2 protein-coding genes are annotated in these 15,259 nt (G+C 77.1%); both read left to right on the top strand.

Features of this window, described 5'->3' with window-relative positions; genetic code table 11:
- Window positions 1–14: 14 nt before the first annotated feature.
- Complete coding sequence (locus ACFYNO_RS04755) at window positions 15–6,266, top strand: SDR family NAD(P)-dependent oxidoreductase (RefSeq protein ID WP_388005212.1); 6,252 nt, start codon at window positions 15–17, stop codon at window positions 6,264–6,266.
- A 108-nt stretch (window positions 6,267–6,374) separates the two neighbouring features.
- The gene (locus ACFYNO_RS04750; RefSeq protein ID WP_388005209.1) at window positions 6,375–15,254 is read left to right on the top strand and encodes an SDR family NAD(P)-dependent oxidoreductase; all 8,880 of its coding nucleotides are present in this window, start codon (window positions 6,375–6,377) and stop codon (window positions 15,252–15,254) included.
- The last annotated feature ends 5 nt before the right edge of the window (window positions 15,255–15,259 follow it).

The following is a 15,259-nucleotide window of genomic DNA, read 5'->3' as shown; positions in this document are numbered from 1 at the left end:
CGAGGACGACCACCATGCACGCAGACGAAGTCACCCAGGATCCCGGTCAGCTCATCGCCGTCGTCGGCATGGCCGGCCGCTTCCCCGGGGCCCCGGACATCGAGAGCTTCTGGCGACTGCTGATGGACCGCGGCGATGCGATCAGACCGGTCCCCGCCGACCGCTGGGACGCCGCCGCCCAGCTCGACCCGGAGAAGCCGGTGCAGGCCGTCGGCGGCTTCCTGGCCGAGGTCGAGCAGTTCGACCCGACCTTCTTCGGCATCTCCCCGCGGGAGGCCGAGGACATCGACCCGCAGCACCGGCTGATGCTGGAGGCGAGCTGGCGGGCGCTGGAGGACGCCGGCCGGCCGGCCGCCGACCTGCGCGGCAGCCGCACCGGTGTCTACGTCGGCGCCTCCTGGCACGACTACGAGATCCTCCGCAAGGAGCGCGGCGCGGGTGCCAGCCAGCACAGCGCGGTGGGCAACGCGCTGGACGTGGCCGCCGCCCGGGTCTCCTACTTCCTCGGCCTGACCGGCCCGAGCCTGACCGTGGAGACCGGCTGCTCCTCCGCCCTGGTGGCGCTGCACCTGGCCGCCCAGGCGCTGCGGGCCGGCGAGGTGGAGGGCGCGGTGGTCGGCGGGGTCAACCTGATCATGGCCCCCGACGTGTCGATCGGCCTGACCCACTTCGGCGGCCTCTCCCCGACCGGCCGCTGCCACGCCTTCTCCGCCGACGCGGACGGCTTCGTGCGCGGCGAGGGCGTGGTCGCGCTCTACCTGAAGACCCTGGACAAGGCGCTGGCCGACGGCGACCGGGTGCACGGCGTGATCGTGCGCACCGTGGTGAACAACGACGGCGGCGGCGAGTCCCTGGTCACCCCGAATCCGGACGGCCAGGAGGCGCTGCTGGTCGAGGCCTACGGCGACGGCACCGTGCCGCTGGACCGGCTGGCCTACGTGGAGGCGCACGGCACCGGCACCCGGCGCGGCGACCCGATCGAGGCCGGCGGCATCGGCCGGGTGATCGGCCTGCGCCGGGACCGGGCGCTCGGCCCGCTCGGCATCGGCTCGGCCAAGACCAACATCGGCCATCTGGAGGCCGCCGCGGGCATCGCCGGCCTGGTCAAGGCGCTGCTCTCGCTGGAGCACGGCGTGGTCCCGCCCAGCCTGCACTCGGAGCGGCTGAACCCCGACATCCCGTTCGAGGAGCTGAACGTCCGGGTGGTGCGCGAGCCGCTGCCGCTGCCCCAGGACGGCCCGGTCTACCTGGGCGTCAACTCCTTCGGCTGGGGCGGCACCAACGCCCACGTGGTGCTGATGAGCGCCCCGCCGGTCGAGCCGGCCGAGCCGGCCGCGGCCACCGGTCCGGTGCTGCTGCCGCTCTCCGCCCAGCAGGAGGAGGTGCTGCGCACCCGCGCCACCGAGGTCGCCGACCTGCTGACCTCGGAGTCGGCGCCGGAGCCGCGCGCACTGGCCGCCACGCTGGGCCGCCGCCGCGACCACTTCCCGGTCCGGGCCGCCTTCGTCGCCGCCAGCGGCGCCGAACTCTCCGACGGCCTGCGCCAGTTCGCCGCCGACCCGGCGGTCGAGCTGCCCGGCCTGGTGACCGGCCGGTCGCGCCCCCGGGGCCGCACGGCCTTCGTCTTCCCCGGCCAGGGCTCCCAGTGGGCCGGCATGGGCCGGGAGCTGTTCGCCCACAGCGCGACCTTCGCCGCGGTGATCCACCGCTGCGCCGCCGCGCTGGCCCCGCACTTCGAGTGGGACCTGCCGGCCATCGTCTCCGGCGAGGCCGGCGACGAGTGGCTGACCCGGATCGACATGCTGCAGCCGGTGCTCTGGGCGATGTCGCTGGGCCTGGCCGAGCTGTGGCGGGAGGCCGGGGTCGAGCCCGACGTGGTGATCGGCCACAGCCAGGGCGAGGTCACCGCCGCCACCCTGGCCGGCATCCTCTCCTACGAGGACGGCGCCCTGGTGATGGCCCGGCGCAGCGCGATCGCCCGCCGCACCTCCGGCAAGGGCCGGATGCTGGCCGTGGACCTCGACGTGGCCGGCGCCGAGAAGGCGCTGGAGGGCTTCGAGGAGCTGGTCTCACTGGCCGTCAACAACGGTCCCAGCTCCTGCGTGCTCTCCGGCGACGAGGACGCGGTGCTGACCCTCAAGGAGATCCTGGACGCCGAGGGCGTCTTCTGCCGCCTGGTCAACGTGGACTACGCCTCGCACAGCCCGCAGATGGACCCGCTGCGCGAGGACCTGCTGGCCGCCCTGGCGCCGGTCCGCCCGCGCACCGGCGCGGTGCCGCTGATGTCCACCGTGCGGCTGGCCCGGCTGGACGGCCCCGAGATGGACACCGCGTACTGGGTGGAGAACCTGCGCCGCCCGGTGCTCTTCGCCGACGCGATGAGCGCGCTCTTCGACGAGGGCGTCACCCACGTGGTGGAGATCAGCCCGCACACCGTGCTGGTCCCGGCGATCGAGCAGCTGGCCGCGCTGCGCCCGGAGCCGCCCGCGGTGCTCGGCACCCTGCGCCGCGACGCGGGCAGCCCGGCCGACCTGGCCCGGGCCTTCGCGCTCGGCTACGTGAAGGGCCTGGCGCCGTTCGGCACCGGCCCGGCCGGCGCGCCGGTGGCGGTGCCCGGCTATCCGTGGCAGCGCACCGCCTACTGGCCGAACCCGGGCCGCCGCAAGGCCGCCGGCCCGAGCGGCCTGGAGTTCGCGCTGACCCCGGCCGCCGCCGAGCAGGACGCCTGGCAGGGCGCGCTGGAGCTGGACCTGGCCGACCACCCGTGGCTGCGCGACCACCAGGTGCACGACGCGGTGGTGCTGCCCGGCGCGGCCATGATGGCCTTCGCGCTCTCCACCGCCCGCACCCGCACCGGCTCGCTGCCCGCCGCCCTGACCGGCTTCGCCTTCACCAGCGACCTGACGCTGACCGAGGAGCCGGCCAGGCTGGGCGTGCTCTGGCGCGACGACGTGGCCGAGGGCGGCAGCTTCACCCTGCTCTCGCTGCCGGCCGGCGCCACCGGCTGGACCGCGCACGCCACCGCCCGGGTGCACGGGCGCCGTCCGGCCGCCGAGCCGGCCGCCTTCCCCGCCGCCCTGGCCGCCGTGGAGCCGACCGGCGCCGAGGAGTTCTACGCCTCCTGCACCGCCCGCGGCCTCAACTACGGCCCCTCCTTCCAGGGCGTGCGGGAGCTGCGGATCGACGAGACCTCGGCGCTCGGCCTGATCCGGCTGCCCGAGCGCTGCCGCGCGGGCCTGCGCCCGCACGGGCTGCACCCGGCGCTCTTCGACGCCGCGCTGCAGGTCTCGCTGGCGCTCGGCGCCGGTGACAAGGCCGTGGTGCCGGTGGCCGTCGAGCGGATCGAGCTGGCCGGCGACCTGGCCGAGCCGGTCACCGAGCTCTGGTCGCACGCGGTGCGCCGCGAGGACGGCCGGGTGGACCTGCACTTCTTCGACACCGAGCGGCGCCCGCTGCTCACCCTGGCCGGCCTGGCCCTGCAGGAGCTGGACCTCACCGAGGAGTCCGGCGAGGAGGCCGAGCGGGTGCACCGGCTGCGGCTGCGCGCCGTGCCGCGCCCCGAGCCGACCGGGCCGGCCGGCCGCTGGGCGGTCTGCGAGGGCCACCAGGGCGGGGAGACCGGCGAGCGGCTGGCCGCGGCGCTCGGCGCCGAGCTGCTCCGGGTCACCGGCGCGGCGGCCGCCGACCAGGCCGCCTGGGCCGAACGGCTGCGCTCGGCCGGCGAGCTGGACGGCATCGTCTTCGTCGCCCCGGCCGCCGAGGCCGGCCTGGCCGAGCAGCGCGGGGCGCTGCTGGCGCTGACCGCCGTGGTCCGGGCCGCGTTGGCGCCCGGCGCGCCGGTCCGGCTCGCGGTGGCCACCACCGGCGCGCAGGCGGTCACCCCCGCCGACCGGCCGGACCCGGGCGCGGCGCTGTTCTGGGGCTTCACCCGGGTGCTGCGCCGCGAGCACCCCGAACTGCAGCCGCTGGTGCTGGACCTGCTGCCGGGTCAGCCCTTCGACCACGACTGGGCCGCGGACGCCGCCGCCGAGCTGCTGGCCGGCGACGGCGAGGACCAGGTGGTGCTGCGCGGCGGGCAGCGGCTGGTCGGCCGGCTGCTGCGCGGCGAGCTGTCCGACACCGACACCGACCAGGCGCCGGCCCCCTGGCGCACGCCCGCCCAGCCGTTCCGGCTCAGCCCGGTGCGGCCCGGCTTCTGGGACGGCCTGCACTACCTGCCGCTGGCCCGCAGGGTGCCGGCCGCCGGTGAGATCGAGATCGCGGTGAGCGCCGCGGCGGCCAACTTCATCGACGTGATGAAGGCGATGGGCACCTACCCGGACCAGTCGGCCGGCGCCGACCTGCTCGGCGGCGAGTGCGCCGGCACGGTCAGCGCCATCGGCCCGGAGGTCACCGGCTTCCAGGTCGGCGACCGGGTGGTGGCCTGCGCCTTCGGCTCGATGGCCTCGCACGTGACGGTCCGCGCCGACCACGCCCGGCCGGTGCCCGCCGAGCTCTCCGACGCCGACGCGGCCGCGCTGCCGCTGGTGCTGACCACCGCCTGGTACGGGCTGGTGGAGCTGGCCCGGCTGACCGCCGGCGAGACCGTGCTGGTGCACTCCGCCACCGGCGGCCTGGGCCTGGCGGCGGTGCGGATCGCCCGGGCGCTCGGCGCCGAGGTGATCGCCACCGCGGGCAGCGAGGCCAAGCGGCAGTACCTGCGCGAGCTGGGCGTCGAGCACGTCTTCGACTCCCGGGACCTGTCCTGGGCCGACGGGGCGCGCGCCGCCACCGGCGGGCGCGGCGTCGACGTGGTGCTCAACTCGCTGACCGGCGCGGCGATCCCGCTCGGCCTGGAGCTGCTGGCCGAGGACGGCCGGTTCGTCGAGGTCGGCAAGAAGGACATCTACGGCGCCCGCCCGGTCAGCCTCTCCGCCTTCCGCAAGGGCATCTCGCTCAGCGCGGTGGACCTGGCCGGCCTGATGGACCGCCGGCCGGAGCGGTTCGCCCGGCTCTTCGCCGAGGTCTGGGCCGAGGTGGCGGCCGGGCGGATCGCGCCGCTGCCGGTGCTGCCGTACTCCTTCGCGGAGGCGGCCGAGGCGCTGCGCACCATGTCGCACGGCGACCACATCGGCAAGTTCGTGCTGAGCGACCCGGCCACCGTCACCGAGATCGCCCCGGACCCGCTGCCCGGCGGCCGGTTCCGCGCCGACGGCGGCTACCTGATCACCGGCGGCCTGGGCGCGCTCGGCCTCTCGCTGGCCGGCTTCCTGGCCGACCGCGGGGCCGGCGCGGTGGCGCTGCTCGGCCGCTCCGAGCCGACCGCCGAGGCCCAGGCGCGGATCGCCGAACTCCGGGCCCGCGGCGTGCAGGTGGCCACTGCCCGGGTGGACGTCACCGACGCCGAGGCGCTGGACGGCACGCTGGCCAAACTGCGCTCCGAACTGCCGCCGCTGCGCGGGGTGTTCCACGCGGCCGGCCTGCTGGACGACGCCACCGTGCTCAACCTGACGGCCGAGCAGGTGGAGCGGGTGCTGGCGCCGAAGATCGACGGCGCCCGGCACCTGGACGCGGCCACCGCCGACGACCCGCTGGACCTGTTCGTGCTCTTCTCCTCCGCCGCGGCGCTGCTCGGCAACGCCGGCCAGGCCGCCTACGCGGCCGGCAACGCCTTCCTGGACGCACTGGCGGAGAACCGCCGCCGCCGCGGCCTGCCCGGGCTGAGCGTGCAGTGGGGCCCGTTCGAGCAGATCGGCCTCGCGGCGCTGGACGCCAACCGCGGCGCCCGGCTGGCCGAGCGCGGCATGGGCGGCTTCACCGCCGAGGAGGCCTGGACGGCGCTCACCCGCTTCCTGGGCGGCGAGGAGCAGGTGCTCGGCTACGTGCCGCTCAACCTGCGCCAGTGGTTCGACGCCTACCCGGACACCGCCGCCCAGCGCAGCTGGCAGGTGCTGCGCGAGCTCTCCCAGGACGGCGGCGCCGCCACCGCGGGCAGCGAGTTCCTGGCCGGCCTGGCCGCCACCGCGCAGGACGGGTGGCCGCCGCTGGTCGAGGCCAAGGTGCGCGAACTGGCCGGCCGGGTGCTCCGGCTGGAGGCCGGCGCGATCGACCGGGAGACCCCGTTCAAGGCGCTCGGGCTCGACTCGCTGATGGGCCTGGAGCTGCGCAACCGGCTGGAGGCGGCCTTCGGGCTGAAGCTCTCGCCGACCCTGCTGTGGAGCTTCGGCACCACGGCGGCGCTCTCCGGCGTGCTCTGCGAGCGGCTGACCGAGGCCGCCGCCCAGTAGACCGCCTGACCCGGCCGCGTCCGCCCCACCCATCGGGGCGGACGCGGCCTCCCTCCCCGATTCCACCACCGCCCGCACCTGCGACCGATGGAAGCGAGCAGCACTGCCGTGACCACTCAGACCCCCCTGACCCGCGCCATGGAGACGATCAAGCGTCTGCGCGCCCAGCTCGACGCGGCCGCCGGCTCGCAGCCGCTCGCGGTCGTCGGCGTGGGCCTGCGCCTTCCCGGCGGGATCCACGACCTCGACGGCTACTGGACGGCGCTGGCCGCCGGCCGCGATCTGGTGCACCAGCTGCCCGAGCACCGCAAGGGCCCGTTCACCGCCCAGTGGGAGGGCCTGCCGCAGCGCGGCGGCTTCCTGGACGAGGTGCTGGAGTTCGACGCCGAGGCCTTCGGCATCAGCCCCCGCGAGGCCCGCGGGCTGGACCCGCAGCACCGGCTGCTGCTGGAGGTGACCGCGGAGGCGCTGGACGACGCCGCGCTGCCCCGGGACACCCTGGCGGACGCCCGGGCCGGCCTCTACGTCGGCATCACCGGCCAGGACTACCGCGACTGGATGGCCGGCGAGCCGGACGCCTACTGGGCCACCGGCAACGGCCACTGCTTCGCGGCCGGCCGGATCGCCTACAGCATGGGCCTGACCGGCCCGGCGGTCGCCGTGGACACCGCCTGCTCCTCCTCGCTGGTCGCCGTCCACCTGGCCCGGCAGGCGCTGCGCCGCGGCGAGTGCGACCTGGCGATCGCGGGCGGCGTCAACCTGGTGCTCTCGCCGCGCTCCACCCGGCTGGTCGAGCAGACCCGCTCGCTGGCACCGGACGGCCTCTGCAAGAGCTTCGACGCCCGGGCCAACGGCTTCACCCGCGGCGAGGGCGCCGGCGTGGTGGTGCTCAAGCGCCTGGCCGACGCGGTGCGCGACGGCGACCGGGTGCACGCGGTGATCCGCGGCTCGGCCGTCAACCAGGACGGGCGCTCCACCGGCTTCACCGCGCCCAATGTGCTCGCCCAGATCGCGCTGATCGAGGCGGCCCTGGCCGACGCCGAACTCACGCCCGCCGACCTGGGCCTGATCGAGGCGCACGGCACCGGCACGGCGCTCGGCGACCCGATCGAGATGGAGGCGCTGCTGGCCGCGCTCGGCCGCCGCAACGGCGGGGCCGCGCTGCACGTCGGCTCGGTGAAGGCGAACCTGGGCCACCTGGAGTCGGCCGCCGGGATCGCCGGGCTGCTGAAGGCGGTGCTCTGCCTGCGCGAGCGGCAGGTGCCGCCGCTGGTGCACTTCCGCACCCTGAACCCGCGGATCGACCTGGACGGCACCGGCATCGCGCTCAGCGGCGAGCTCGCGCCGTGGGGGAAGGCGGGGGCCTGTGCGGGCGTCAGCTCCTTCGGGATGAGCGGGACCAACGCGCATGTGATCCTCGGGCCGCCGGAGCCCGCCGGGGCGGCCGCCCCGGAGCAGCCGGTGGCCGGGTTCGAGCTCTCCGCGCGGACGCCGCAGGCGCTGCGGGAGCTGGCCGGCCGGTACCAGGCCCACCTGGCGGGCGGCGGCGACTACCCGGCGTTCGCCTACACCGCCACCGAGGGGCGGGCGCGGTTCGCCGTGCGCGCCCGGGTGACGGCCGCCGACCCGGCGGCCGCGGGGGCGGCGCTGGGCGCGCTGGCCGCGGGCGAGGAGTCGGCGGCGGTGGCCTTCCCCGAGGCGGGCGACACCGGCGGGTTCGAGGCGCTGCCGCGCCGGGTGGCGGACCTGCCCGCCTACCCGTGGCAGCGCGAGCGGTTCGCGCCGGAGGGCGCCGAGGCCGGCGCGCCGGAGGCCGCCGTCACTCCTCCCCTGCACGAACTCACCTGGCAGCCGGCCGAGTTCCCGCAGCCGGCGGCCACCGGCTCGCTGGTGCTGGCCGGCGACGACGCCGAACTCCTCGGCCTGCTGGCCGGTGCGGCCGACCGCCAGGGCCACCGCGGCCTGCTGCTCGGCCCCGCCACCGGCCCGGCCGGCTGGGAGCACGCCGAACTCCCCGACGACTGGGCCGCGTTCTGGTCCGCCCGGGAGATCGCCAACCCCGTTCTGGTGCTCGCCGCCAAGGCCGCCCTCCTCCCCGAGCAGCCCGGCGAGGCGGACCCCGCCGCCGACGGCGCGCGGCTCTGCGCCGAGGTCACGGCCGCCGTCCGGGCCCTGCCGCGCGGCACCGTCTTCGCCGTCACCCGCGGCGCCCGCCAGGCCACCGGCACCGACCGGGTCGCCGCCACCGGCCACGGCCTGCTGCACGGCCTCGCGCCCGCGCTCGGCCTGGAGTTCCCCGAGACCTGGGGCGGCGTCAGCGACCTGCCCGCCGCCCCGTCCGCCGAGGACGCGGCCACACTGCTCCGCCTGGTGCTCAGCGGCAGCGGCGAGGACCTGACGGCCGTGCGGGACGGTGCGGCCCTGACCGCCCGGCTGCGCGAACTGACGGACAGCCGAAGTGAACTGACGATCCGCCAGGACAGTGCCTACCTGGTCACCGGCGGCCTCGGTGCGATCGGCCGCGAGATCATCGCCGACTTCGCCCGCCGCGGCGCCCGCCACCTGCTGGTGATCGGCCGCACGCCGGAGGACCGGCTGAGCGCCGAGGGCACCGCCCTGCTGGCCCGGCTGCGCGCCGAGGGCGTGCGGGCCCGCTACCGCGCCGCCGACTGCGACTCCTACGAGGAACTGGCCGCCGCCCTCCGGGCCGAGGCCGACCTGCCGCCGATCCGCGGCGTGCTGCACGCCGCCGGAGCACTGCCCCGGCTGCCGCTCGCCGAGGCCGGTGCGGACGCCTTCGCCGCCGCGCTGCGCGGCAAGTTCAGCGGCGCCTGGTGGCTGCACCTGCTGAGCCGCGACTGGCCGCTGGACTTCTTCCTGCCCACCTCCTCGGTCTCCGCGCTCTGGGGCACCGAGGGCTACGGCGCCTACGGGGCCGCCAACGGCGGGCTGGACGCGCTGGCCGAGCACCGCGCCGCCGCCGGCCTGCCCGCCGGCAGCATCGCCTTCGGCCCGTGGGCGCTGGACGGCATGGCGGACGCCGCCGAGCGCGAGCAGCTGGCCCGCCTGGGCGTCGGCGCGCTGGACGCCCGGACCGGCTGCGCCAGCCTGGTCACCCCGGCGGCCGGCCCGGCCCGGCTGCTGGTCGCCTGCCCGGTGGACTGGCCGCGGTTCACCGCCGTGACGGCCGTGCGCCGGCGCCGCCCGCTCTTCGACGCGCTCGCCCCGCAGGCTCCCGCCGCGGTCGAGCAGGCCCGGCCCGCCGCGGCCGCCGGCCTGCTGGCGCTGCCCGAGAAGGCCCGGCCGGGCGCGGCCCGGGCGCGGGTGGCCCGCATGGTCGCCACCGTGCTCGGCCACCCCGAGGGGCACCAGCTGCGCGAGGAGACCGGGTTCTTCGACCTCGGCCTGGACTCGATCATGGCGGTGGACCTGGAGCGCGACCTGACCGCCGAGTTCGGCGTGCCGGTCCGGGTCTCGGACATCTTCGACCACCCGACGGTGGCCGCCCTCTCCGCGCACCTGGTGGACCTGCTCAGCCCGCGCGCAGCGGCCGTCGCCACAGCTCCCGCGACCGCCGCGGTGGCCGCGGCCCCGGTGGCCGCGCCCGCCGCCCTGCCCGTTCCGGCGGCCCAGTCGGCCCCGGCCCTCGCCCCGGCCGCCGCCGCGACCGTGCCCGCTCCCGTGCAGCCCAACGAGCCGATCGCCATCGTCGGCATGGCCGGCCGCTTCCCCGGCGCCGACTCGGTCGAGGAGCTGTGGCAGCTGCTGGTCGAGGGCCGCGACGGCGTCGGCCCGGTGCCGCCCCGGGCCTGGGACCGCGCCGCGCTCACCGACGCCGACCCGCTGCGCCCCGGCACCGTCACCACCGACCAGGGCGGCTTCCTGCGCGACCCGGCCGAGTTCGACGCGGGCTTCTTCGAGATCCCGGCCCGCGAGGCCGAGAGCCTGGACCCGCAGCACCGCCTGCTGCTGGAGTCCGCCTGGCACGCCCTGGAGGACGGCCGGATCGACCCGCGCAGCCTCAAGGGCAGCCGCACCGGCGTCTGGGTCGGCATCTCCAACTCCGACTACGCCCGCCTGCTCGAACAGGGCGGCCTGGACCAGCTGGACGCCTACTTCAGCACCGGCACCGCGCTCAACGCGGCGGCCGGCCGGCTGGCCTTCCTGCTCGGCCTGAACGGCCCGGCGCTGGCCGTGGACACCGCCTGTTCCTCCTCGCTGGTCGCCCTGCACCTGGCGATCCGCTCGCTGCGCTCCGGCGAGACCGACTGCGCGCTCAGCGGCGGCGTCAACGTGATCACCGCGCCCGCCGCCTCGGTCGCGGTCAGCCGGGCCCACATGCTCTCCCCCGAGGGCCGCTGCAAGACCTTCTCCGCCGAGGCCGACGGCTTCGTCCGGGCCGAGGGCTGCGGCGTGCTGGTGCTCAAGCGGCTCTCCGACGCCCAGCGCGACGGCGACCGGGTGCTGGCCGTGCTGCATGGCAGCGCGGTCAACCAGGACGGCGCCTCCTCCGGCCTCACCGCCCCCAGCGGCCGCGCCCAGCAGGCCGTGATCGGCGCGGCGCTGGCCGACGCCGGGGTGGCCGGCGCCGAGATCTCCTACCTGGAGGCGCACGGCACCGGCACCTCGCTGGGCGACCCGATCGAGCTGCGGGCCGCCTGGGCCGCGCTCGGCGCGGGCCGGCACCCGGGCCAGCCGCTGCTGGTGGGCTCGGTGAAGAGCAACATCGGCCACTGCGAGTCGGCCTCCGGCATGGCGAGCGTGATCAAGACCGTGCTCGCGCTGCGCCACCAGCAGCTGCCGGCCAACCTGCACTGCGACAGCCTCAACCCGCACCTGTCCTGGCGGGAGATGAACCTGCGGGTCTGCGACAGCACCGTGCCGTGGCGGGCCGGCGAGCGGCCCCGGCTGGCCGGCGTCTCCGGCTTCGGCTTCTCCGGCACCAACGCCCACCTGGTGATCGGCGAGGCCCCCGCCCCCGTGCCCGCCGCGCCGGCCACCGCCGACGGCCCGCTGCTACTGCCGCTCTCCGCCCCGGACGCGGCCGGCCTGGAGCGCCTGACCGCCGCCTGGGAGCGGCAGTTGACCGAGCTGCCGGCCGACGGGCTGGCTGCCGCCGCCGCCACCGCGGGCGCCGGCCGGGCCCACCTGCCGGTGCGCCGGGCCGTCCGCGGCCGGGACCGCGAGGAGCTGCTGGCCGCGCTGCGCACGCCCGTCGCGCCGCGCCCGGCCGAGCGGGCGCCCCGGATCGCCTTCCTCTTCTCCGGCCAGGGCGGCCAGCACTTCGGCATGGGCCGGGAGCTGTACGAGACCGAGCCGGTCTTCCGCCGGGTGATCGACGACTGCGACCGGGTCACCTCCCGTCAACTCGGGATCTCGCTGCACCAGTTGATGTTCCACGGCACCGAGAAGGAGCTGATCAACCAGACCCGGTACACCCAGCCGGCCCTGGTCGCGCTGGAGTTGGGCCTGGCCGCGCTCTGGGAGTCCTGGGGCGTGACGGCCACCGCGGTGCTCGGCCACAGCGTGGGCGAGATCGCCGCCGCGATCCACGCCGAGGTGATGGACCTGGAGACCGGCCTCACCCTGATCACCCACCGCGCCCGGCTGATGCAGGAGACCGCCCCGGGCGGCATGCTCGCCGTCTCCGCCACGCCCGAGCAGGTCACCGACTGGCTCGACGGCTTCGCCCTGGACATCGCCGCCGTCAACGGCCCGCAGGCCGTGGTGGTGGCCGGCACCCGGGAGGAGCTGGACCGGTTCGCGGCCCACGTCAAGCAGCAGCGGGTGGTGGCCCGGCCGCTGGTGGTCTCGCACGCCTTCCACTCCCGGCTGATGGAGCCGATGCTGGACGACCTGCGCGCCGCCCTCGCCCCGCTCTCCTTCGGCGCGCCGAGCCTGCCGCTGATCGCCAACGTCACCGGCCGGCCCGCCGGACCGGACACCTACGGCACCGAGTACTGGGCCGAGCACGTCCGCCGCCCGGTGCTCTTCCACGAGGGCGTGCGGCAGCTGGCCGAGCTGGAGATCGACGTCTTCCTGGAGATCGGCCCCGACCGCACCCTGGGCCACCTGGCCACCTCCGCCGGGCTGGCCCCGGCCGGCGGCACCCTGCCCTCGCTGCGCCGCGGCGGCAAGGACCGCGAGGTGATCGCGGCCGCCGTGCAGGCGCTCTACGAGCAGGGCCAGGACCTGGACTGGGCCGAGGTGCAGGCCGCCACCGGCCGCAGCCGCGGCCCGGCCCCGCGCTACCCCTTCGCCGACACCCGGTACTGGACCCCGGTCCGGCCCCGGGCGGCCGCCGCCCCGGCGGCGGACGGCCGGCACTGGGGCGCCGAGCTGCTCTCCCCCGCGCTCAGCGGGCGGGCCTTCGCCTTCGAGCGCACCTCCGCCTTCCCGCCCTACCTGACCGACCACCGGCTCTACGGCACGGTGGTCACCCCGGCCGCCTCGCACCTGGGCACCGCGCTGTCGGCGCTGGCCGGCGGCGGGCTGCCGTTCGCGGTCGAGGACCTGATCTGCCCCCGGGCGCTGGTGATCAAGGACGGCGAGACCTACGACGCGCAGATCACCGTCGCGGACGGCGAGCTGACGGTGCAGTCGCTGATCGACCGTGAGCGCGGCCGCTGGGAGCGCCACTTGTCGGCCCGGATCGGCGCCCCCGAGGGCGAGCTGCCCGCCGCGCCCGACCGCGCCGCCTTCATCGCGGCCGCCGACCGGCACATCAGCGGCGAGTCCTTCTACTCGTACTTCCGCGAGCTGGGCTACACCCTCGGCCCGTCCTTCAAGTGGATCGCCGACGTCTGGATCAGCGGCACCGAGGCGCTGGTCCGCTACCAGCAGCCCCAGCTGCCGGACGACCCGGCCGCCTACGAGCTCTACCCCGGCCTGATCGACTCCTGCTTCCAGAGCATCGCCGGCTTCATGGTGGACGAGGTCGCCGACGAGGCGCCCTCGCTGGCCATCCCGTTCGCCGCCGCCCGGCTCGCCTTCCCGGGCCGGCCGGAGGCGGGCGGCGAGCTCTGGGGCCACGTCCGGGTGACCGGCGCCGACCCGCTGCCGAACGGCCGCCTCCGGGTGGAGACCGCCGACCTGCACATGTTCACCGGCACCGGCGCCACGGTCTTCGCGGCCGACCGCTTCCGGGTCCGGCACGCCCCCAAGGCGGTGCTGGAGCAGAGCCTGCGCGGCGGCACCCCGCACGCCTACCAGCCGGTCTGGACCGAGCGCCCGGCCCGCCCCGCGGGCACCGGCACCGGTCAGCCGGTGCTGCTGCTGGGCGAGGACGGGCCCTGGGCCCGCTCGCTCGCCGAGGCGCTGACCGCCCTCGGCTGCAAGGCCGCCCTCGTGCCGGACGCGCTGGACATCTCCCCGGACACCGCGCTGCTGCTGGACCTGCGGTTCGGCCCGGCCGACGGCGCGTCAGGTGCCGCGGAGGCGCTGCGGGCCGTGCGCGAGCTGACCGGGACGCTGCGCGAGCAGGCGCCGGCCGGGCTGCCGTACGCGGTGCTCGGCGACGGCCGCCCGGCCGCCGCGCCGGTGCGCGAGGCGCTGTGGGGCCTGCTGGCCGCGCTGGAGGTCGAGCAGGCCGAGCGGCGGCTGCTGCGGATCACGCCCGACCCGGACTGGTCCGGCGACCCGGCGGCGCTGGCCGAGCTGATCGCCGAGGAGCTGGCGGCCGGCCTGCCGGAGACCCGGCTGGCGCTGGGCGCCGACGGGGTCCGGGTGGCCCGGCTGCTGCCGGTCGCCGAGGCGGCCGAGCCGCCGCGCTGGACCGGCGGCGTACTGGTCACCGGCGGGCTGGGCGCACTCGGCCTGAGCGTGGCCCGCATCCTGGCCGAGCAGGGCGCGCCCGCGCTCACCCTGATGGGCCGTTCGGCGCCGGACGGGACCGCCCGCGCGGTGATCGAGGAGCTGGTCGCGGCGGGCGTCACCGTCACCGTCGCCGCGGGCGACGTGACCGACCCCGAGGACTGCGCCCGGGCGGTGCGGACCGCCGGCGAGGCGGCCCCGCTGCGCGGCGTGCTGCACCTGGCCGGGATCACCGAGGACGGCGCCTTCGAGAACCTGGACCCGGACTCCTTCGACCGGGTCTTCGACGCCAAGGCGAACGGCGCCGAGCAGCTGGCCGCCGCCGTGCGCGGCACCGAGCTGGACGCCCTCGTGCTCTTCTCCTCGGTCTCCAGCGTGCTCGGCTCCGCCGGGCAGGCCAACTACGCGGCGGCCAACGGCTGCCTGACCGGCCTGGCGCAGGCGCTGCGCGCCGAGGGCCTGCCCGCCACCAGCGTCTGCTGGGGCCCGTGGGTGCCGGCCGACAAGGGCGGCATGGCGGCGGCCGCCGCCGTCTCCCGGGCCGCCGAGCGCCAGGGCGTGCGCCCGCTGGGCGACCCCGAAGCGGCCGGGCTGCTGGCCCTGGCGGCCGGCGGCGAGCGGGCCCAGCTGGTGGCCGTGGCGCTCGACCCGGAGCGCTGGGCCGAGCGGGTCGGCGACCACCCCCGGGCGGCCCTGCTGGCCGGCGCGGCGCCGGCCGTCATCCGGCCCGCCGCCGGCGGCACGGCCGCCCGGGCCAAGGGCTGGCTGCGGGAGCAGCTGGCCGGCCAGGGCGCGGCCGTCCGCGCCGAGCAGCTGCGGGACGCGATCCGCGAACTGGTCGGCGAGGTGCTGGGCGACCCGGCGAGGGTGGGCGACACCGTCGGCTTCGCCGATCTGGGCCTGGACTCGATCATGGTGATCGACCTGCGCACCCAGCTCGCCCACGCCGCCGGCACCGACCTGCCCGCGACCGTGGCGATCGACCACCCGACCGTCGCCGCGATGGCGGACCACCTCGACGGGGCGCTCTTCCCGGAGCCCGTCGAGCCGCCCGCCGCGGTGCCCGTCCCCGTGACCAGCGCCACCCCGGCCGTCGGGGACGCCCTCGGGGCGGCCCCTGAGGACCTGTCATTCGAAGAACTCATCCGCGCCGTGCAGAACGACCTGGAGAGCTGAGGGCG

Source organism: Kitasatospora sp. NPDC006697 (assembly GCF_042869935.1).
GTDB lineage: Bacteria > Actinomycetota > Actinomycetes > Streptomycetales > Streptomycetaceae > Kitasatospora.
Note: the sequence above shows the minus strand (reverse complement) of the source record. Positions and strands in the feature narration are given on the sequence as shown.

What these genes read in the sequence shown, in the direction of transcription:
- ACFYNO_RS04755 (WP_388005212.1), top strand. Translation starts at nt 15, where the DNA reads ATGCACGCAGACGAAGTCACCCAGGATCCCGGTCAGCTCATCGCCGTC.